Origin of the sequence: Massilia eburnea (assembly GCF_009720745.1) — a bacterium.
GTDB classification, from domain to species: Bacteria; Pseudomonadota; Gammaproteobacteria; order Burkholderiales; family Burkholderiaceae_D; genus Rugamonas; species Rugamonas eburnea.
This window is the reverse complement of record NZ_WNKX01000015.1, coordinates 128925-149535: the sequence shown is the minus strand read 5'-3', so window position 1 is coordinate 149535 and position 20611 is coordinate 128925. Positions and strand designations below refer to the sequence as shown.

Sequence of the window (20611 nt, the reverse complement as noted above, 5' to 3'; positions counted from 1 at the left end):
ACGTGAGCGTGAACGCCTCCGACAACAGCGGTTCGGCCGGCATCAACATGAGCGTCTACATCGACGGCGTATTGAAAGCTTCCGGCGCCGGTTCCTCGCTGTCCTTCAGCTGGAACACCCGCAAGGCTTCTGCCGGTACCCACACCATCCAGGCTGTGGCCAAGGATATGGCCGGCAACACCTCCACCACCAGCGTGCAGGTGACCCGCTAATCAGATAATAAATACCCTGTTTGAGCCCGGCTTTGGCCGGGCTTTTTTTATTCTCATCCGGAAATATAAGTTAATGCTCGATCAAATGAAATTGAGTTAATAAAGATTTCTGCGCGCCATTAGTTAACTCTTTGATTTGACTGAATAATATTAATCGCTACAATCATGCAAGCCAACTTTGCATAAATGCTCAGATTGATTTGTTTCAGTATGTAAGTTTCCGGCAAATTCATTTGCCCCGCGGTAAATTGGAAGTTACTATCGAACCTGAAGTCTGACAAAGGCAAACCGTATGAAAGTATGGGACGCAAAGTCGACGGTCTAACGGCGCGCAAGTGCCTATGACGGCTGGACTGCCAGATACACAGGTGACACTGAAGTCTCCGGTGTGCTCTTCAACCGCCCATTCCGGGCGGCCGGCAGTCCCATTTTCTGAAACTTCGAAAACAGGACTCGCCTGATGAAGAAACGCAACTGCATTATCTCCCTCCTCCTCGCTGCCTCTGCTCCACTTGTGGTCGCTGCTCCCGTGAACGCCGAAGTCGATTTCGCTCAAGGCCGCATCCTGGTCGAGCCCCAAGCCGGCATGACTGGCGAGGAGTTCGAAAAGAGCTTCAAGTCCCTCGGCGGCATCAAGGCCCACAAATTAGGCCAAAGCAACATCCACATCATTGATGTCCCGCATGGCTCGGAAAAGGCCTTGGTCAACAAACTCAAGCACAATCCGCACTACAAATTTGCGGAACTGGACGTGCGGGTGCCAATCGCCGCTGTGCTGAATGATCCTTACCTGGGTAGCGAATGGCACATCAACAAGATTGGCGCACCAGCTGCCTGGGATAGCGCCCAGGGCGCTGGCATCACCATCGCCATCCTGGACACCGGCGTCGACAGCAGCCACCCTGACCTGGCGCCGCACATGGTGGCCGGCTGGGATATCTACGGTAACACCTCGAATACTTCCGACCTGTGCGGCCACGGCACCGCCGTCGCCGGCTCGGCCGCCGCCGCCGGCAATAACGGCGTTGGCGTCTCGGGCGTGTCGGGCCAGTCGAAAATCATGCCGCTGCGTATTGCGTACAAGGGCACCGACGGCCTGTGCTATGCCTACGCCTCGACCATCGCCAGCGGCGTCACCTACGCTGCCGACCACGGCGCGAAAGTGGCCAACGTCTCGTTCTCCAACGCGGCCAATAGCACCGCCGTGCAAAGCGCCGGCAACTACCTCAAGAGCAAGGGCGGCCTGCTGTTCGTGTCGGCCAACAACAATGCCCGCGACGAAGGCTTCACCCCTTCGACCGCGCTGATCGCCGTGTCTTCCACTGACAGCAACGACAACCTGTCGAGCTTCTCCAGCTACGGCGCCTTCGTCTCGCTGTCGGCGCCTGGCTCGAACATCTACACCACTAACAACGGCGGCGGCTACGGCGGCTGGAACGGCACTTCCTTCTCGTCCCCGGTTGCCGCAGGCGCTGCAGCGCTGGTGATGTCGGCCAATCCTACGCTGACGGCTGACCAGGTACAGAACATCCTGTTCAGCACCGCTGTCGACCTGGGCGCCGCTGGCCGCGACATCTACTTCGGTTATGGCCGCGTCGATGCCGCCGCAGCTGTCTCGAAGGCGAGAGGCACTCAGGTTGTGGCCGACAGCACCAAACCAGTCGTGTCGATTGCGGCTCCTCTGGGCAGCTCAACCGTTTCCGGCCTGGTACCTGTTTCGGTCAATGCCACTGACAATGTCGGCGTTGCACGTGTCGAACTCAAGGTTAATAGCACAGTCGTTGCGACCGATACCAGCGCACCCTTTGCGTTCAGCTGGGATTCGAAGGGCGTGAGCAACGGGATGGTTTCGTTGACGGCAGTTGCTTATGACGCTGCAGGAAATGTCGCCAGCTCGACGCCGGTCTCGGTCAACGTTGCGAACACCACCACAACGATTGTGACGACCGACACCACGCCGCCGGCAGTCCGCGTAACCAATCCAGTTGCCGGGCGCGTCAACGGCAACGTCAATGTCAGCGTGAGCGCCTCGGACAATCAGCCGGTAAGCGAACTGGTCCTCTCCTTGTATGTGGATGGCGTATTGCGAGCAAGCGGCGCCGGCAGCAGCCTGTCGTACAACTGGCAGACCAATCGCGAGGCCAAAGGGACGCATAGCCTCAAAGCGCTTGCCAAGGATAAAGCAGGCAATTCTTCTAGCTATACTGTCAACGTAACCAGGTAATTCGACGAAAAAAAAACCCGCAGCCTGCTGCGGGTTTTTTTCAGTGCCAGTCTTTTAAGTCGTCCGGCGGCGATATGCCAGCAGGCCTAACCCAAGCCCAAGCAGTGCCAACGTGCCTGGTTCCGGCGTTGGATTACCTTCAGGCGTTCCGGGAGGCTCGCAACCTTCCGTGCCGGAAACACAGGCGCCGCCTTTCTCAGAAACGCCATTCCCTTGCACGTGGACTGCAGCATAGAAGAGGCTCTGCGAACCTTGCGGATCGGACAGGAACTGGAAATCCGCCACCGACAATATCTGACCAACGCCGACGGTCGCTGTCCAGAACGAGGACGAGCCCTGCTTCAACTCACCTGGATTTGCATTGACGAAGTTGAAGATACCGTCATAGGAACCGGAGGCCGAACCGTTAGCGCAATTATTGCAGATATTCAGGTTCGCATTTACGCCACCAGTATTTAGGAAGTTGGCCGACTGGGCCAAAGCGTCACCGTTAAACCACCAATCGTTGACATAAGGGCCGGGTTGCATCACACCGGACAAAACACTCATGGTGATGTCAACGACATTGGTGCCGTGGTCGGTAAAGGTTAGGGTTGCCCATGTGCTAGTGTCGGTCATCCCGGGCATCAGTGGCGGGTTAGTGCCATTGTTCGTGTAAAGCCCGGCATTATTGAAGTTTAAGGTCCAAGTATCCGCTTGAGCAATCGGGCTGAAGAGAGCGGCGACTGCTGCAATTGCACAAATTTTTTGATTCAAGTATTTCATGGCATCCCCCAGCCTTGGTTGTTGTACCGTAGTCTATGCATACAGCGTGCCCGCAAGTCACCATTCAATTGAATCATATAGTTACTCTCAGCCATATTGACTGCGCATGCATGAGCTGTAAAAATTTCCGACAGTAATTCTTTTGAGATCAAGCACTTAACGATTCTTAAGGGATACTTAGGTTATCAATCAAGCTAGCCTCAGATGACTGCGGCCTACGATACAATGCAAAAATTATGACGGCTGCTAATTTCCCATTTGAGAACTCATTCGCAGGCCTGCCGCCTGTTTTCTATACGCAGCTATTACCAACGCCGCTGCCAACCCCTTACCTGGTTGCAGTGAGTCCATCCGCCGCACGCCTGGTTGGACTTGAACCTGCAGCGCTTGCGACGCAAGAAGCGGTTGAAACATTGATTGGTAACCGCATCGCAGACAGTTCGAAGCCGCTGGCTGCTGTCTATTCCGGTCACCAGTTCGGAGTCTGGGCCGGCCAGCTTGGCGATGGACGCGCGATCCTCCTTGGCGATATTGCTACAGCCGACGGCCCGATGGAATTGCAGCTCAAAGGCGCCGGCATGACGCCCTACTCCCGCATGGGCGATGGCCGCGCCGTATTGCGCTCTTCGATCCGAGAATTCCTGTGCTCTGAAGCCATGCATGGACTAGGCATTCCTACTACGCGCGCTTTATCGGTAGTGGGGTCCGACCAGGGTGTGGTGCGCGAATCCATTGAAACGGCAGCTGTCGTCGTGCGCATGGCGCCGACCTTCATCCGTTTCGGCTCCTTCGAGCATTGGTATTACAACCGCAAACCCGACGAACTCAAGCAACTGGCCGATTATGTCATCGGCCGCTTCTACCCTAGCCTCCGCGACGAGCAAAACCCGTACGCTGCACTGTTGGAAGAAGTCACGCGCCGCACAGCACGTATGATCGCGCACTGGCAAGCCGTCGGCTTCATGCACGGCGTGATGAACACGGACAATATGTCCATCCTGGGCCAGACACTCGATTACGGTCCTTTCGGTTTTATGGATGGCTTCGATGCCAACTTCATCTGCAATCACAGCGACGACCGCGGACGCTACTCTTATTCGAACCAGCCGCAAATCGGCCACTGGAATTGCTACGCATTGGCGCAGGCATTGTTGCCACTGATCGGCGAAGTCGAACTCACCCAGGAAGCACTGGATGTCTACCAGCCCGAGTTCGCACGCCATATTGACCAGCTGTTGCACGCAAAACTCGGCCTGAGCACCAGCCAGGACGGCGACCGCGAGCTGCTGGACGGTTTGTTTGCAGTGCTGCAGGCGAACCACGCCGACTTCACGATTTTCTTCCGCCGCCTGAGCGGCCTGCGCGCTTCCGGTCCCGAAGGCGACGAGCCACTGCGCGATCTGTTCATCGATCGCCCGGCCTTTGACCAATGGGCAGAACTGTACCGTGCGCGCCTGCGTGGCGAAAATAGCGACGATGCAGCGCGCAAGCTTGCGATGGATCAGGTCAACCCCAAGTATGTGCTGCGAAACTATATGGCACAGGTCGCCATTGAAAAAGCGCAGAATAAGGACTTCTCCGAAGTCGAGCGCCTGCTGGCACTGCTTGAACGTCCGTTCGACGAACAGCCGGAAAATGAACAATACGCATGCTTCCCGCCGGACTGGTCAAGCCAGCTGTCGGTAAGCTGCTCCTCGTGAGGGTGCAAAATGGAAAAAGTAGTCAAGACTGACGCCGAGTGGCGCGCCCTGCTCGACCCGATGGAGTACCAGGTGACCCGCCACGCCGCCACCGAGCGCGCATTCACGGGAAAATTCTGGGACCATCATGAACATGGCATTTACACCTGCGTGTGCTGTAACACGCCCCTGTTCGAATCAGATGCCAAATTCGACTCCGGCTGCGGCTGGCCGAGTTACTTCAAGGCGCTCGATCCAGCGAATATCATAGAGAAAACAGACCGCTCGCATGGTATGCTGCGCACCGAAATCATCTGTGCTGTATGTGATGCCCACCTGGGCCACGTCTTCCCGGATGGTCCGCCGCCGACCGGACTGCGTTATTGCATCAATTCGGCTTCGTTGCGCTTCGAACCCAAGCCCTAATAATATGAAGATCCTTTTTGATTTATTCCCGCTGATACTGTTTTTCATCAGCTATAAATTTGCCGGCAGCCATCAGGAAGCTGCGCACGCCATGTTGAATGGCCACCTGAGCGGCCTCGTGTCGGGCGGCGCCATTCCCGCTTCGCAAGCAGCGATTGTTGTTGCGACCATCGTCGGCATTCTCGCCACCGCCGCCCAGGTTCTCTATTTACTGATTCGCCGCAAGAAAGTCGATGGCGCCCTATGGGTTTCCCTAGTGGTGTTTATCGTATTTGGCGGCATGACTATTTATTTCCACGACGATGACTTCATCAAGTGGAAGCCAACGATTATTTACTGGGCGCTCGCCACAGCAATGCTGGTTGCTTACCGCTTCTTCGATAAAAACCTGATCCGACTGGCGATGGAAAAGCAGGTGCAGCTGCCGGAACATGTGTGGGTCCGCCTGCATTTCATGTGGATTACCTTCTGGCTGGTGTTGGGCTTCATCAACCTGTTTGTCGCATTCGTCCTGTTCAAGGCAGACAACGATGCATGGGTCAATTTCAAGGCGTTTGGCGTGACCGGAATGATGCTGCTGTTCTTTATTGCCCAGGCTTTCTACCTTTCTAAACATATTAAGGATGAAGCATGAGTGATCCACGCCTGGATAAGATTCGCGAACGCCTGCAGGCATCGCTCTCCCCTTCGGAAGTAGCGCTGGATGATGAGTCCGCGCTGCATGCCGGCCATGCCGGCGCGGCCTCTGGCGGGGGCCATTACCGGCTCAAGATTGTCTCTGCTAAATTCGAAGGTTTGAAACTAGTTATGCGTCATCGTCTGGTGTATGATTCCGTGCACGATATGATGCATAAAGAAATTCATGCATTGGCCATTACCGCACTGGCACCGTCCGAAGTATGATATGCGCGGAGTTTTTGGGAACATCAAAGAAGAACCTCAATCGTTGAATAGTAGAGACATCTCGGCGAACCGCCCCAAAATCCCCGCAATTCAGTAAACTTTCCCGTTAGGAATTAATCTAAATGACTTTCAAGCCAGCCCGCTTGCTGCTCGCACTTATCGCCGTTGCCGCTGCTCCAGCTTTTGCCCAGAACGCCGCCGTGGTCAATGGCAAAGCCATCCCGACCGCTAAAGTTGACGCACTGGTCAAGCAAGTCGTTGCCCAAGGCCAGCAGCAAGACACCCCTCAACTGCGCGACATGATCAAGAAGTCCCTGATCGGCCGCGAAGTCATGATCCAGGAAGCCGAAAAGCAAGGCCTCTCCAAGAGCAAGGATGTTACCGCTGCCCTGGAACAGGCACGTCAGGACATCATGCTGAACGCCCTGGCTGCTGAATACATCAAGAAGAACCCAGTTGGCGATGCCGAGATCAAGGCAGAATACGACCGCGCCGTTGCGGCTGAAGGCGACAAGGAATACCACGTGCGCCACATCCTGGTGGAAACCGAGAAAGAAGCGAACGACATCATCGCCAAGCTGAAAGCTGGCGCCAAGTTCGAAGACCTGGCCAAGAACTCCAAAGATACCGGCTCCGCTGCCAACGGCGGCGACCTGGACTGGGGCACTCCAGCCAACTTCCCTAAAGTCTTCGCCGACGCTTTCACCTCGCTGCAAAAAGGCCAGGTTACCGAGAAGCCAGTGCAGACCCCAAGCGGCTTCCACGTGATCAAGGTTGAAGACACCCGCCCAGTCAAGCTGCCAACCCTGGAAGAAGTGAAGCCACGTATCGCCGATTCCCTGATGCGCGCGAAACTGCAGTCCTACCAGGAATCCCTGGTTAAGAAAGCCAAAGTACAATAATCCTTCACGGACCGGATCCGGCGCCCAAGTGGCGCCGGAATTATTTTAACTAAGGAATCACTCGATGAAATTCAAACCAGCTACCCTGCTGTTGGCCCTGATCGCAGTTGCTGCAACCCCTGCTTTCGCCCAGAACGTCGCAACCGTGAACGGCAAAGCCATCCCAGCCGCCCAAATGGAAGCCGCCGTCAAGCAAGCCGCCGCCCAGGGCCAGCCTGACTCCCCTCAGCTGCGTGAAATGATCAAGAAGTCGCTGATCGGCCGCGAAGTGCTGATGCAGGAAGCCACCAAGCAAGGCGTCGCCGCCAACAAGGAAGTCAAGGATGCGCTGGAGCAGGCTCGCCAGGACATCATCATCCGCGCCCTGCTGGTTGACTACGTCAAGAAGAACCCAGTGAGCGATGCTGAAATCAAAGCCGCTTACGACCAGTTCAAGGCTGGCAAAGGCGAGAAGGAATATCACGCCCGCCACATCCTGGTGAAGACTGAGAAAGAAGCGACCGACATCATCGCCAAGCTGAAGGGCGGCGCCAAGTTCGAAGAACTGGCCAAGGCCTCGCAAGATCCAGGCTCGGCTGCCAACGGCGGCGACTTGGACTGGGCAGCTCCAGGCAACTACGTGAAACCGTTCGCTGACGCCATGGTGGCCCTGAAGGACGGCCAGATCACCGACAAGCCAGTGCAATCGCAATTTGGCTACCATGTGATCAAGCTGGAAGGCACGCGCGCTGCCAAGGTTCCAACCCTGGAAGAAATCAAGTCGCAGATCGCCGAATCCCTGACCCAGCGTAAAGTCGCCGCTTACCGCGACCAGCTGGTGGCCAAGGCCAAGGTGCAGTAATTTCCTGGATTTGCCAAGCAAAAGCGCCCTGCGGGGCGCTTTTTTCATATGACGACAGAAGACATCATCACAGCGCTCAGGCCCTTGGCAGATCCCATGCGGGCGCCCGCCATGCGCGCTTATATGCGCGACCAGTTCCCATTCCTCGGCATTGCAACTCCGGCACGCCGTGCGGCGACCAAGATTCCTTTGCGTGCACTTGCGGGGGCGCCGGCCGCCGAATTGCTCGACAGCGCGAACGCGCTCTGGGCGCTGCCCGAACGCGAATACCAATACGCGGCAATTGACCTGCTGGCAATGCATTGGAAGAGCTTCAGTCAGGACGACCTGCCGAAGTTGCAGGCACTTGTGCTCAAAAAGTCATGGTGGGACTCGGTCGATGGCTTGGCTGGCGTGATCGGCGACGTATTGCGCTTTGAGCATCAGGGCATGGACGAAGCTTTACAGCACGGCAATTTCTGGATGCGCAGGATTGCCCTGCTCCACCAATTGGGCTGGCGAGCAAAAACTGATGAAAGGCGATTGTTTGCTTATTCGGTTTCGCTCGGCCATGAAAATGAATTTTTCATTCAAAAAGCAATTGGCTGGGCGCTGCGGGATTATGCACGGCACGCTCCAGATAATGTCGCACGCTTTATCAGCGAAAATCGCGCCCGTTTATCGAATTTGAGCGTGCGCGAGGCTGGAAAGCACCTTTCACCCTAGAGTCAGGCCAGAAGCTGGTGTGCTCGCGCCAGATATTAGCGTGCAAGTTAACACTGGAAAACAACAACAGAAATCTGCACGATTGCCGCTCCTTTTAATATCACGTTAAACTTGTGACAACTAAAAGGAGACTGGTAGATGAGTAAACTCGCATTAAAGCAGTTAATCGTTTGCGGCACTTTTCTCGCCGCATCCTCCGCCATGGCTGGCGTGATCGCTACTTTTGATAATCTATCCGCTCCTCCCGCGCTTGATAGCGCGTCTGGGTTGCAATGGACCAATGGCGCGGATGGCCTGCTCTACCAGGGAGTAACGTGGGATAGCCGCTTCAGCGTGGTAGGCGATGAATACCGGGTCGGTGGAACGGGCGGTCCTCTGTTTGGCATTCCGCATTCGGGACACTATTTCGTTTCGAACCAGGACGGTTCAACTGGCATGACAGTTAACACTGACAAAGTGTTGACCGGCGCATGGTTCGGGCGCAATCAGTATTACGGCTTTGGCGAAGGTGGCGCGGACCAGGTGACGATTGTGGCGCTGAATGGCGCTACTGAGTTGGGTTCGGTAGTCTTTGATTTGCCAGAAAGTCATCCGGGCTTGCCGGAACCTTTGTCATTCGTGGATACCAGCATATTTGCGTCGCTGGGCAAGATCACAGGATACCGCATTGATCGCCGTGAACTGGGCCAGCAAAGCGGAAATTGGGTCGCGGACGATTTTACTTTCGCCGACGCGGCCCAGGTGCCGGCCCCGGGTGGGACCGCATTGATGCTGGGCGGCCTGGCCGCCCTGATGGTGGCCCGCCGCCGGCGGGCCTAGCCGAAGCGCTTAGCCAATGAACTTGCGGGCGTTGCCCCACATGCGCGCCCAAGGCGAGTCCTCGCCCCATCCGTCCGGATGCCAGGAGTTCTGGACTGTGCGGGAAACACGTTCAGGGTGCGGCATCATCACGGTGAAGCGGCCGTCAGGCGTGGTCACCGAGGTCAAGCCGCGCGGAGAACCGTTCGGATTGTAAGGATAGGCTTCGGTTGCGCTGCCCTTGTTGTCGATGAAGCGCAGCGCGCCAATTGCCTGGTCGATATCGCCGGTCTGGCTGAAATCGGCAAAACCTTCGCCGTGCGCAATCGCAATCGGGGTCTGGGTGCCGGCCATGCCTTGCAGGAAGATCGAAGGCGAATCCAGCACTTCCACCATCGAGAAGCGTGCTTCGAACTTCTCAGACTTGTTGGTGGTGAACTTCGGCCATGCGTGCGCCCCAGGAATCAGGGATTTCAGGTTCGACATCATCTGGCAGCCATTGCAAATACCCAGGCCGAAGGTGTCGCTACGCTGGAAGAACTTGGCGAACTGTTCAGCCATTTCAGGATTGAACAGGATCGACTTGGCCCAACCTTCGCCTGCACCCAGCACGTCGCCGTAGGAGAAGCCGCCCACGGCGATAATGCCCTGGAAGTCGGCCAGCGAAACGCGGCGCGAAATCAGGTCGCTCATGTGCACGTCGACGGCGGTAAAGCCGGCACGGTGCATCGCCCACGCTGTTTCGACATGGGAGTTGACACCCTGCTCGCGCAGGATCGCCACGCGTGGGCGCACACCGGTTGCCAGGAATGGCGCAGCGATGTTTTCCGCCAGGTCAAAGGTGATCTTCGGCTGCATGCCTGGATCGGTTTCGTCCAGCAAGCGGTCGTATTCAGCATCTGCGGTCGCTGGATTCTCGCGCACACGGGAGATGCGCCAGCTGGTCTCGCTCCACAGGCGGTGCAGTTCGGCGCGCTGCTGCGAGTAGATGATTTTGGCGTCCCGGGTGAACTCGATCACGCCGCGGTCGTTCAGCTTGCCGATGATGTGACTGCATGCACCCAGGTTGAAGGTGCGCAGCACATCCATGACGGCCGACTTCTCTTCAGCGCGAACCTGGATCACGGCGCCCAGCTCTTCGTTGAACAGTGCGGACAGGGTCAGCTCATTGCGGCGCTCCGCCACCTGGCCGGCCCAGTTCTTGGCATCGCCATGGTCCATGGCGCCTTCTTCGCCCAGGGTCAGCATGTCGAGGTTGACGGACAGGCCGGCGCGGCCGGCGAAGGCCATCTCCACCAGGGTGGTGTACAGGCCGCCATCCGAACGATCATGGTAAGCCAGGATCTTGCCTTCCTTGTTCAGCTGCTGGATGGCGTTGAAGAAGGCTTTCAGGTCTTCAGGCGAATCCACGTCAGGCGCCACATTGCCCAGCTGGCCCATGACCTGGGCCAGGGTGGAGGCGCCCATACGGTTCTTGCCGCGTCCCAGATCGATGACGATCAGCGAAGTTTCGCCCAGATCGGTACGGATCTGCGGGGTCAGCGACTTGCGAACGTCGTACACCGGAGAGAAGCCAGACACGATCAGCGAAACCGGCGAAATCACCGCCTTATCCGCGCCCTCATCCTTCCAGGTGGTGCGCATCGACAGCGAATCCTTGCCGACAGGGATAGACAGGCCCAGTGCCGGGCACAGTTCCATGCCGACCGCCTTCACGGTGTCGAACAGCGCTGCATCCTGGCCTGGCTGGCCGCAAGCTGCCATCCAGTTGGCCGACAGCTTGATGTTGGAAATATCATTGATTGGTGCAGCAGCCAGGTTGGTCACGGTTTCGCCGACGGCCATGCGGCCGGAAGCAGGCGCGTCAATCACCGCCAGCGGGGTGCGCTCGCCCATCGCCATCGCCTCGCCCACATAGGCGTCGTAGCTCAGGGTGGTGACGGCACAGTCCGCCACCGGCACCTGCCATGGGCCAACCATCTGGTCGCGCACGGACATGCCGCCCACGGTACGGTCGCCGATGGTGATCAGGAAACTCTTGTCAGCCACGGTCGGCAGCAGCAGTACGCGCTTGGCAGCCTCTTCCAGCTGGATACCGGTCAGGTCGATTGCCGGCAGCTCGTTCTGCACATGCTTGACGTCGCGGTGCATCTTTGGCGGCTTGCCCAGCAGGACTTCCATTGGCATGTCGACCGGGTTGTTGCCCATTTCCTGGTCGATTACCTTCAGCTGGCGCTCTTCCGTTGCTACGCCGACAACAGCGAATGGGCAGCGCTCGCGTTCGCACAGGGCCTGGAACACGGCCAGGTCGCTCGGCGCAATCGCCAGGACGTAACGCTCCTGCGATTCATTGGACCAGATTTCCTTCGGCGCCATGCCGGACTCTTCCAGCGGCACCTTGCGCAGGTCGAAAATCGCGCCGCGCTTGGCGTCGTTGGTGATTTCCGGGAAAGCGTTGGACAGGCCGCCCGCGCCCACGTCGTGGATCGAGATGATCGGGTTCTTGTCCGCCAGCTGCCAGCAGCCGTTGATGACTTCCTGGGCACGACGCTCCATTTCCGGGTTGCCGCGCTGGACCGAATCAAAGTCCAGGTCGGCAGTATTGGTGCCGGTGGCCATGGAGGAAGCGGCCGAGCCGCCCATGCCAATCCGCATGCCCGGACCGCCCAGCTGGATCAGCAGGCTGCCGACCGGAATGTCGTTCTTGTGGGTGTGCGCGCCAGAGATATTGCCGATACCGCCCGCAATCATGATCGGCTTGTGGTAGCCCATCACGGTATCCTTGCCGCCGGCGAATTGCTGGCCGATGTTCTGCTCGTAGGTTCGGAAGTAACCGCCCAGCACCGGACGGCCGAATTCGTTCGAGAACGCGGCGCCGCCCAGCGGGCCTTCAATCATGATCTGCAGCGGCGAAGCGATACGTTCAGGCTTACCGTAAACTTTGCTTTCGTCGCGCTTGCCGACCGGCGCGGTGACGTCTGCGGCGTTTTCCCAGGCCTGGACGGCGCCAGGAATCATCAGGTTGGAGACCGTGAAGCCGGTCAGGCCTGCTTTTGGCTTGGAGCCGCGGCCAGTTGCGCCCTCGTCGCGAATTTCACCGCCGGCGCCGGTCGAGGCGCCTGGGAATGGGGAGATCGCCGTTGGGTGGTTGTGGGTTTCCACCTTCATCAGTGTGTGCACCAGCTCGGTGGACGGCGCGTATTCCTGGCCCTCGCGCGGATAGAAGCGGGTGACTTCGGCGCCTTCGATGATCGACGAGTTGTCCGAGTAGGCCACGATGGTGCCGCGCGGGTTCTTCTCGTGGGTGTTCTTGATCATCTTGAACAGCGACTTGTCCTGCGCCACGCCGTCGATGGTCCAATCGGCGTTGAAAATCTTGTGGCGGCAGTGCTCGGAGTTCGCCTGCGCGAACATCATCAATTCGACGTCGGTCGGGTTGCGCTTGGCGTTGGTGAACGCTTCCAGCAGGTAGTCGATCTCGTCGTCCGACATCGCCAGGCCCAAGTCGGTATTCGCCTTTTCCAGCGCATTGCGGCCAGCGCCCATCACGTCGATCGATTCGAGCGGCTTGGCTTCCAGGCTCGAGAACAGGCCTGCAGCCTGGTCCGGATGGCGCAGCACGGATTCAGTCATACGGTCGTGCAGCAGCGCCGCGACGGCTTGCGCCTGCTCGCTGTCCAGCTTCTTGGCCGCGCCCAGGCCGGTGCCCAGGATGCCGCCCTTCAGGTTGATACGGTAGGCAACGCCGCGCTCCACGCGGTGAATATGCGCCATGCCGCAGTTGTGCACGATATCGGTGGCTTTGGAAGCCCACGGCGAAATGGTGCCGAAACGAGGAATGACGACAAACTCTTCCACCACGCCGTCAGCGTGTTCCGGCAGGGCTGGCTCGCCGTAGGTCAGCAGGCCATTCATGTGGTTCAGGTCGTCTTCGGACAGGGGTGATGCAGAGTCGACAAAGTGGATAAAGCGGGCTTGGACCGACGTGATCGACGGCAGAACTGCTTGAAGCTGGTTGAGGAGGCGTTGGCTACGGAAGGAAGACAGGGCGTTGGAACCCGGCAGAATCAACATAGTGGAGGCGTGAAGAATGCAGCGTAGCTGCGGTTTAAAGGAATACTGTGCACGAGCTGAATGGTCCTGCTGTATTTCGATTTGCCGACATTATACTTGTTTCGGGCACCACTTCCCACCCTTACGTGATTGGTTTGAAAGCAACATTCATGGCCTTTGCGCCTGTTTTTTGTCCGTCCATGGGGTATTCTCGGGAAATGCACGAATATAGCGGCCTTTCGGTCCTGATAATCGATCCCAGCCAGCATATGCGCAGCGGCCTGCACAATATGCTGGGCCAATTGGGAATCACCCGCATCGAGCACGGCGTCAGCGCAGCCACTGCCATCCGCCACCTCGAAAAGAAGGCGTTCGACCTTGTACTGTGCGAATACGACCTGGGTACTGAACAGGGGCAGGATGGCCAGCAGCTCCTTGACGATCTGCGCCACCATCAGCTGGTTTTGCCCTCCACTATCTTCATCATGTTGACCACGGAGGGCGTATACAGCAAGGTTGTCAGTGCGGCGGAACTGACCCCGACCGACTACATTCTCAAGCCCTTCACGGTCGAAGTGCTGGCGCAGCGCATCGCACGCGCCGTCGACCGCCGTACCGCGTTGCTGCCCGTGCACCGGGCGATGGAACAGGGGCGCATGCGCGAAGCAATCCTGGCCAGTGAAATCGCAGGCGCCGCCAATCCCCGTTATGCCACTGAATGTGCCCGCCTGCGCGCAGAGGCGCACACGGCGCTGGGCGAAGTGACGCAGGCGGAATCCCTCTACCGCGAAATCCTGGCTATCCGCCCCCTCGGCTGGGCCCAGCTTGGCCTGGCGCGCTGCCAATACCAGCGGGGCGCTTACGTGCAAGCGTTGGAAACACTCCGGGCCCTGGTCGACGACAACCCGAAGTTCATGGCTGCCTATGATCTGATGGCGCAAACCCAGCAGGCGCTGGGACAGGATGCAGAGGCGCGCGCTGCGCTGGAATCAGCAGTCGCGATCTCGCCGCATATGGTTCGCCGCCTGCGCCATTTGGGCCAGGTGGCGCTTGACGGCGGCGATATCGAAGCGGCGGAAAAAAGCTTCAGGCAGGTGGTCGCCAAGTCCAAATACTCCGAATTCCGCGATCCGGAAGACCACGTGAACCTGGTGCGGACCCTGGTCCAGAAAGGTGATGCGGCCGGTGTAGCCAATGTCTTGCGCGACCTGGAGCGTTCCGTGCGCAGCAGCCCGGCCAGCGACGCCTGCAAAGCTTATTCCGCGGCCATGCTGCAGGAACTGAACGGCAATATGGAGGCGGCACACACGGAACTGGCCAATGCAGTGCGGGCGGCAGGCGAGGCCAAGGCACTTTCCAGCGGCTTTAAACTGGGGCTGGCGCAAAATTGCCTGCAGCACGGCATGGATGAGCTAGGCATGGAATTGCTGGATGGCCTGGCAGGCGACCCGGGCAGCGGGGTCAGCGAATCCGACCTCACGCAAGTCTATAAGCGTGCCGGCCGGGGGGAACTGGCCCAAAACGAGGGGGCCAGCGTGGAGCGCTACCTCGATAGCCTGGTTCGCCAAGCAGCGGCCCGCAGCGGCCAGGGCGACCAGCGCGGCGCCATCCAGGTGCTGCAGGCGGCTGTGCGGCGGCGCCCCGAAAACGCCGGGCTGATCTCCGCCCTCGCCTCCGCCATGCTGCGCCTGATGATCGACAGCGGCTGGGAATCAGCCCTGGGCGAGCAATGCACAGCTTTGCTGGTGCGTATCCGCAAGGCGGACCCTCAACATCCGATGCTGGCTGCGCTATCATCACAATATGTGACCCTGCGGGGCAAACAATAAGAGACGAAGTCAATGCAATCGTATAGTGAACTGTCGGTCCTGATCATCGACCCCAATCCGGCCATGCGGGGCAACCTGCACAATATGCTGAACCAGGCTTCGATCACGCGGATCGAGTATGCCGTCAGCTCGGGGACGGCGATCCGCCAGCTGACCAATAAACGTTTCGACGTGATCCTGTGCGAATACGACCTTGGCAGCGGCAACGAAGACAGCGGCCAGGATGGCCAGCAACTGCTGGAAGACCTGCGCCACAACAAACTGATCGACCGCTCCACCATCTTCATCATGCTGACTTCGGAGGCGGTGCAGACCAAGGTGATCGGCGCCGCCGAACTGACGCCGACCGACTATGTGCTGAAGCCTTTCACAGTCGACGCACTGATGCAGCGCATTGGCCGCGCCGTCGAGCGCCGCACGGCATTCATGCCGGCTTACCAGTTGATTGCCCAGGGCCAGCCGCGCGAGGCCATCGCGGCGGCCCTGGAGGCGGAACGCAGCAACCCACGCTACGCCACGGACTTTGCGCGCCTGCGCGCCGAACTCCATTACGAGCTGGGTGAATTGGCGGAGGCGGAAATGATTTACCAGGCGATGATCGTCGCCCGTCCGCTGGGCTGGGCGCAACTGGGCCTGGCGCGCTGCCAGTTCGGCCTGGAACGCTATGGCGACGCCATGTCCAACCTTGAGCGCCTGCTGGAAAACAATCCCAATATGATGGGCGCTTACGACCTGCTGGCCCGGTCTTACGAGGCGCTGGGACAATCGCAGCAGGCCAAGAAGATTCTCGAAGATGCGGTAGCGATCTCGCCCAATATGGTGGGACGGCTGCGCCACCTTGGCGAGGTAGCCTATGGAACCGGCGACATTTCAGCCGCCGAGAAGGCCTTCCGGCAGGTGGTGACCAAGGCGCGCTATTCCGAGTTCCGCGATCCCGAGGACCATGTGAACCTGGTGCGTGCGCTGGTGCGCAAGGGCGATGTCAGCCAGGCTTCCGGCGTGATCCGCGACATGGAGCGTACGCTGCGCTCCAGCGCCAACACCGAAGTCTGCAAGCACATTTCCTCCGCCATGCTGCTGGACGTGACTGGCCATGCGACCGAAGCTGCGTCCGAACTATCGAATGCGGTGACCGCGGTCGGCATGGCGCGCGGCCTGTCGAACCGCCTGCGCATCGGGCTGGTGAACTCCTGCCTGAAGCATCGCCTGGACAAGGATGCCGCCGATGTCGTCATGCATATGATGAACGACAACGAAAAGCCGATCACGATGGACGAAGCCGTCAGCGTGTTCGAGAAGGCCGGCCGCCACGACCTCGCTCGCGGCGTCGGCGAGAAGATTGATGGCGTGATGCAGGAACTGGTGACCGAGGCCGAAGCCATGGCGCGACAGGGAGACCATCGCGCCGCCGTCGCTACGCTGCACCAGGCCCTGCGCCGCACGCCGGGCAATCTGAAAGTGCTTTATCCGGCCGTCCAGGCCATCCTCCGGCAACTCGACGAACTGGGCTGGGAGGCGCCGCTTGGCGACCAGGCGGCCGCGCTGATCGACCGCATCCGCAGCCTGGATGCCGGCAGCCCGGCGCTGGAAGCCCTGCTCAAACAGTATTCGGGCACCCAGCGCAAGTACGGTATTTCGACGACCGCTTAAGCGCCAAAGCCGCCCCCGCCCGGCGTCTCGATCACGAACACATCGCCGGGCTGCATGTCGGTCTTGCCGATGTGGCCCAGGTGTTCAATGGTGCCATCCGCACGCAGCACCGTGTTGCGCCCCAGCGCGCCGGCCTCACCGCCGGCCATGCCGAACGGCGCATGAACACGATTATTGGACAGGATGGCGGCCGTCATCGGCTCCAGGAAGCGTACCTTGCGTACGCCGCCATTACCGCCGTGCCACCGCCCGGCGCCGCCTGAACCCTGGCGGATTTCGTAGCTCTCCAGCCGCACGGGGAAGCGGAATTCCAGGATCTCCGGATCGGTCAGGCGCGAGTTGGTCATATTGGTCTGCACCACGTCCGTTCCATTGAAGCCGTCGCCGGCGCCTGACCCGCCGCTGATCGTCTCGTAGTACTGGTATTTGGCGTTACCAAAGGTGAAGTTGTTCATCGTGCCTTGCGACGCGCCTTGCACACCCAGAGCGCCATACAGGGCGTTGGTGATACAGGTCGACGTTTCCACATTGCCCGATACAACCGATGCGGGATAGTGCGGGTTGAGCATCGAACCCTGTGGAATGATCACGTGCAGCGGTTTCAGGCAGCCGGCGTTGAGCGGAATGTCGTCATTGACCAAGGTGCGGAACACATAAAGCACGGCCGCCATGCAGACGGCGGAGGGCGCGTTGAAATTGTTATCCAGTTGGCCGGACGTGCCGCTGAAGTCGATTTCCGCACTGCGTTCGGCGGCATTGACGCGTACCGCAACGTTGATCACGGCGCCGTTATCGAGTTTGAGCTCGTAACTGCCGTTGCGCAGCGCGCTGATCACGCGGCGCACTGCCTCTTCGGCATTGTCCTGCACATGTCCCATATACGCACGCACGACATCGAGGCCGAAATGCGCCACCATCTTGCGCAGTTCTTCCACGCCTTTCTGGTTGGCCGCCACCTGGGCGCGGAAATCGGCCATGTTCTGGTCTGGATTGCGGGCGGGGTAGCGCGCGCTTCCCAGTAACGCGCGCGCCTCGGCGTCGCGCAATTGGCCGCCGGCGGCGCCGTCAACCAGCTTGAAATTGTTGATCAGCACGCCCTCTTCCTCGATCGTGCGGGAATCCGGCGGCATCGAGCCAGGCGTACTGCCTCCGATATCGGCGTGGTGGCCCCGGGAGCCGACATAGAAAAGAATATCGCGGCCGGCCTCGTCGAAGACCGGCGTGATGACGGTGACGTCCGGCAGGTGGGTACCGCCGTTATACGGGTCGTTCAGCATATAGACGTCGCCGGGATGCATCTTGCCCGCATTTTCGCGCATCACCGTCTTGATGCTCTCTCCCATGGAACCAAGATGCACCGGCATATGCGGCGCGTTGGCGATCAGGTTGCCCTCCGCGTCGAAGATGGCGCAGCTGAAATCAAGGCGTTCCTTGATGTTGACCGAGTAGGCGGTATTCTGCAGGCGCAGGCCCATTTGCTCGGCGATCGACATGAACAGGTTGTTGAAGATCTCGAGCATCACCGGATCGGCCGTCGTGCCGATGGCGCGGCGCGCCGGTAAAGCTTCCACACGCGTCAGCACTAGGTGGTCTTGCGGCGTGACTTCAGCTTGCCAGCCAGGTTCGACAATTGTCGTGGCATTGGCTTCGGCGATGATGGCCGGGCCATTGATGATATCGCCAATGCGGGTGGCGTCACGCTTGAACAAGCCCGTATCATGCCATTGGCCGGCGCTGAACATGCGCACAGTCTGCGTCGGCGCCAACGGCGCATGACGCGGCGCCTGTTGCGGCGGGGCTTCTGGTGGAGCATCGGACTTGCCGATTGCTTCCACCGAGACCGCTTCCACGATCAATGCCTTGGCCGGCATGAGGAAGGAGAAACGCTTGCGATACGCTGCCTCGAATTGCGCTTCCATTTGCTCGATGCTGTCGAACAGGACGATCAGCGCTGAATCGGTGCCTTCGTAGCGCAGGTGCACACGTCTCACCACGCTGATACGTTCGCCTGCCACGGCCTGCGCATGGAGCTCGGCCACCGCAGCCCGGCCCAGTTCCTGCAGCCGCGCTTCCAGCGCTGGAACGGCTTCCGGCGCCAGGCGGACTTCAACCGCGCTTTCGCGCATTGCAGTCTGGTCGGCCAGGCCCATGCCATATGCGGACAGTACGCCCGCCAATGAATGGATGAAGACAGTTTTCATGCCCAGCGCGTCGGCCACCAGGCAGGCGTGCTGGCCACCGGCGCCGCCAAAACTGGTCAAGGCGTATTCGGTCACATCGTGTCCGCGCTGCACGGAAATCTGCTTGATCGCGTTGGCCATATTGCCGACCGCGATTTCGATAAATCCTTCCGCCACTTGCTCGGGAGAGGATGGGGCACCGGTGGCGGCCTCGATTTCTGCCGCCATGGCGCTGAATTGCTGCTGCACCGTCGCCGAGTCGAGCGCCTGCGCGCCATCTCTGCCGAACAGTTTCGGGAAGAATTCCGGCTGGATTTTGCCCAGCATGACGTTGCAGTCGGTGACTGCCAGCGGGCCGCCACGCCGGTAGCTGGCCGGACCTGGGTCCGCACCCGCGCTATCCGGGCCTACCCGGAAACGGCTGCCATCGAAGTGCAGGACCGAGCCGCCGCCGGCAGCTACCGTGTGAATGCTCATCATCGGCGCCCGCATGCGTACGCCCGCAACCTGGGTCTCAAACACGCGTTCGAACTCACCCGAAAAATGCGAGACATCAGTCGATGTGCCGCCCATGTCGAAGCCGATAATTTTTTCAAAGCCCGCCGCGCGGCTGGCGCGCACCATGCCGACAATGCCGCCCGCCGGACCACTCAGGATGGAGTCCTTGCCCTGGAAGGTGCGCGCGTCCGTCAGGCCGCCGCTGGACTGCATGAATTGCAGGTTCACCCCTGGCAGCTCGGCAGCCACCTGGTCGACATAGCGGCGCAGGATCGGCGACAAGTAGGCGTCTACCACCGTCGTATCGCCGCGCGCCACCAGTTTCATCATGGGGCTGACCTGGTGTGACACTGAAATCTGGGTGTAGCCGATTTCGCGCGCGATCCGGGCCAGCTCGGCTTCGTGGGCGGTATAGCGGTAGCCGTGCATCAGCACGATGGCGAGTGACCGCAGGCCTCTGTCGTATTCTGCTTGCAGTCCGGCGCGTGCCGCTGCGGCGTCCAGTGCCTGGACGACCTCTCCGTGGGCGCCTATGCGCTCGTCTATTTCGACCACTCGCTGGTAGAGCAGTTCAGGCAGCACGATATGCCGGTCAAACAGGCGGGGACGATTCTGGTAAGCGATGCGCAGTGCATCGCGAAAGCCGCGCGTGATGGCAAGCACCGTCGGCTCGCCTTTGCGTTCGAGCAGGGCATTGGTGGCGACCGTGGTGCCCATTTTCACGGCATCGACCCTCTCAACAGGAATCGGGCCAGCGCTGGCCACGCCGAGCAGGTGCCGGATTCCCGCCACCGCGGCGTCGCGGTATTGCCCAGGGCTTTCGGACAGCAGCTTGTGGGTGGTCAGGCTGCCGTCAGGCCGGCGCGCCACGATGTCGGTGAAAGTGCCGCCACGGTCGATCCAGAATTGCCAATCCATTGCGCTGCCTCGCTCTGTTCGTGAAGCA

15 protein-coding genes and 1 riboswitch are annotated in these 20611 nt (G+C 59.6%); of the genes, 12 read left to right on the top strand and 3 right to left on the bottom strand.

The genetic code is table 11. The annotated features are described in order from the left end of the window. Together GM658_RS28890 and GM658_RS19100 are read left to right on the top strand one after the other, a co-directional pair. Nucleotides 1–212, top strand: a 212-nt coding sequence (locus GM658_RS28890; protein ID WP_170298877.1) for an Ig-like domain-containing protein, incomplete at its 5' end; no start/stop codon positions are given. Between the two features lie 272 nt (nucleotides 213–484). Next, nucleotides 485–573: riboswitch (cyclic di-GMP riboswitch) on the top strand. A gap of 99 nt (nucleotides 574–672) precedes the next feature. Further along, nucleotides 673–2436: a S8 family serine peptidase gene (locus GM658_RS19100; protein ID WP_155455639.1), complete on the top strand. Its 1764-nt coding sequence runs from the start codon at nucleotides 673–675 to the stop codon at nucleotides 2434–2436. Nucleotides 2437–2490: 54 nt separating this feature from the next. Here the strand turns inward: GM658_RS19100 and GM658_RS19095 are convergent, their stop codons facing one another. Beyond that, complete coding sequence (locus tag GM658_RS19095; protein ID WP_155455638.1) at nucleotides 2491–3201, bottom strand: PEP-CTERM sorting domain-containing protein; 711 nt, start codon at nucleotides 3199–3201, stop codon at nucleotides 2491–2493. Nucleotides 3202–3437: 236 nt separating this feature from the next. Here GM658_RS19095 and GM658_RS19090 point away from each other — a divergent pair, with 236 nt between their 5' ends. From GM658_RS19090 to GM658_RS19055, 8 genes are all read left to right on the top strand, one after another. Then, nucleotides 3438–4901, top strand: a complete 1464-nt coding sequence (locus GM658_RS19090; RefSeq protein WP_155455637.1) for a protein adenylyltransferase SelO — start codon at nucleotides 3438–3440, stop codon at nucleotides 4899–4901. Nucleotides 4902–4910: 9 nt separating this feature from the next. After that, nucleotides 4911–5306 (top strand): peptide-methionine (R)-S-oxide reductase MsrB, encoded by a 396-nt coding sequence (gene msrB, locus GM658_RS19085; RefSeq protein WP_155455636.1) that lies wholly within the window; start codon nucleotides 4911–4913, stop codon nucleotides 5304–5306. 4 nt (nucleotides 5307–5310) lie between these two features. Then, nucleotides 5311–5940, top strand: coding sequence for a septation protein A (locus tag GM658_RS19080; RefSeq protein WP_155455635.1), 630 nt, complete (start codon nucleotides 5311–5313; stop codon nucleotides 5938–5940). Further along, a complete protein-coding gene (locus tag GM658_RS19075; RefSeq protein WP_155455634.1) occupies nucleotides 5937–6209 on the top strand; it encodes a BolA family protein in 273 nt (90 codons plus the stop codon). The genes GM658_RS19080 and GM658_RS19075 overlap by 4 nt, the downstream gene beginning before the upstream one ends. 122 nt (nucleotides 6210–6331) lie before the next feature. After that, the gene (locus GM658_RS19070) at nucleotides 6332–7111 is read left to right on the top strand and encodes a peptidylprolyl isomerase (protein WP_155455633.1); all 780 of its coding nucleotides are present in this window, start codon (nucleotides 6332–6334) and stop codon (nucleotides 7109–7111) included. Nucleotides 7112–7175: 64 nt separating this feature from the next. Beyond that, nucleotides 7176–7952: a peptidylprolyl isomerase gene (locus tag GM658_RS19065; protein ID WP_155455632.1), complete on the top strand. Its 777-nt coding sequence runs from the start codon at nucleotides 7176–7178 to the stop codon at nucleotides 7950–7952. Nucleotides 7953–8000: 48 nt separating this feature from the next. Beyond that, nucleotides 8001–8657, top strand: coding sequence for a DNA alkylation repair protein (locus GM658_RS19060; protein ID WP_155455631.1), 657 nt, complete (start codon nucleotides 8001–8003; stop codon nucleotides 8655–8657). Between the two features lie 138 nt (nucleotides 8658–8795). Next, nucleotides 8796–9476: a hypothetical protein gene (locus tag GM658_RS19055; protein ID WP_155455630.1), complete on the top strand. Its 681-nt coding sequence runs from the start codon at nucleotides 8796–8798 to the stop codon at nucleotides 9474–9476. A gap of 9 nt (nucleotides 9477–9485) precedes the next feature. On the opposite strand, the gene purL is transcribed toward GM658_RS19055, so the two are convergent. Further along, the gene (gene purL, locus GM658_RS19050) at nucleotides 9486–13529 is read right to left on the bottom strand and encodes a phosphoribosylformylglycinamidine synthase (RefSeq protein ID WP_155455629.1); all 4044 of its coding nucleotides are present in this window, start codon (nucleotides 13527–13529) and stop codon (nucleotides 9486–9488) included. Between the two features lie 197 nt (nucleotides 13530–13726). On the opposite strand from purL, the gene GM658_RS19045 reads away from it, so the two are divergent. Continuing rightward, a complete protein-coding gene (locus tag GM658_RS19045) occupies nucleotides 13727–15337 on the top strand; it encodes a tetratricopeptide repeat protein (protein ID WP_155455628.1) in 1611 nt (536 codons plus the stop codon). 12 nt (nucleotides 15338–15349) lie between these two features. After that, nucleotides 15350–16987: a tetratricopeptide repeat protein gene (locus GM658_RS19040; RefSeq protein ID WP_155455627.1), complete on the top strand. Its 1638-nt coding sequence runs from the start codon at nucleotides 15350–15352 to the stop codon at nucleotides 16985–16987. Here the strand turns inward: GM658_RS19040 and GM658_RS19035 are convergent. After that, a complete protein-coding gene (locus GM658_RS19035; RefSeq protein WP_155455626.1) occupies nucleotides 16984–20583 on the bottom strand; it encodes a hydantoinase B/oxoprolinase family protein in 3600 nt (1199 codons plus the stop codon). The two genes, GM658_RS19040 and GM658_RS19035, sit on opposite strands and share 4 nt — an antisense overlap. Between the last annotated feature and the right edge of the window lie 28 nt (nucleotides 20584–20611).

What these genes read in the sequence shown, in the direction of transcription:
- GM658_RS19100 (WP_155455639.1), top strand. Translation starts at nt 673, where the DNA reads ATGAAGAAACGCAACTGCATTATCTCCCTCCTCCTCGCTGCCTCTGCT.
- GM658_RS19095 (WP_155455638.1), bottom strand. Translation starts at nt 3,201, where the DNA reads ATGAAATACTTGAATCAAAAAATTTGTGCAATTGCAGCAGTCGCCGCT.
- GM658_RS19090 (WP_155455637.1), top strand. Translation starts at nt 3,438, where the DNA reads ATGACGGCTGCTAATTTCCCATTTGAGAACTCATTCGCAGGCCTGCCG.
- msrB (WP_155455636.1), top strand. Translation starts at nt 4,911, where the DNA reads ATGGAAAAAGTAGTCAAGACTGACGCCGAGTGGCGCGCCCTGCTCGAC.
- GM658_RS19080 (WP_155455635.1), top strand. Translation starts at nt 5,311, where the DNA reads ATGAAGATCCTTTTTGATTTATTCCCGCTGATACTGTTTTTCATCAGC.
- GM658_RS19075 (WP_155455634.1), top strand. Translation starts at nt 5,937, where the DNA reads ATGAGTGATCCACGCCTGGATAAGATTCGCGAACGCCTGCAGGCATCG.
- GM658_RS19070 (WP_155455633.1), top strand. Translation starts at nt 6,332, where the DNA reads ATGACTTTCAAGCCAGCCCGCTTGCTGCTCGCACTTATCGCCGTTGCC.
- GM658_RS19065 (WP_155455632.1), top strand. Translation starts at nt 7,176, where the DNA reads ATGAAATTCAAACCAGCTACCCTGCTGTTGGCCCTGATCGCAGTTGCT.
- GM658_RS19060 (WP_155455631.1), top strand. Translation starts at nt 8,001, where the DNA reads ATGACGACAGAAGACATCATCACAGCGCTCAGGCCCTTGGCAGATCCC.
- GM658_RS19055 (WP_155455630.1), top strand. Translation starts at nt 8,796, where the DNA reads ATGAGTAAACTCGCATTAAAGCAGTTAATCGTTTGCGGCACTTTTCTC.
- purL (WP_155455629.1), bottom strand. Translation starts at nt 13,529, where the DNA reads ATGTTGATTCTGCCGGGTTCCAACGCCCTGTCTTCCTTCCGTAGCCAA.
- GM658_RS19045 (WP_155455628.1), top strand. Translation starts at nt 13,727, where the DNA reads ATGCACGAATATAGCGGCCTTTCGGTCCTGATAATCGATCCCAGCCAG.
- GM658_RS19040 (WP_155455627.1), top strand. Translation starts at nt 15,350, where the DNA reads ATGCAATCGTATAGTGAACTGTCGGTCCTGATCATCGACCCCAATCCG.
- GM658_RS19035 (WP_155455626.1), bottom strand. Translation starts at nt 20,583, where the DNA reads ATGGATTGGCAATTCTGGATCGACCGTGGCGGCACTTTCACCGACATC.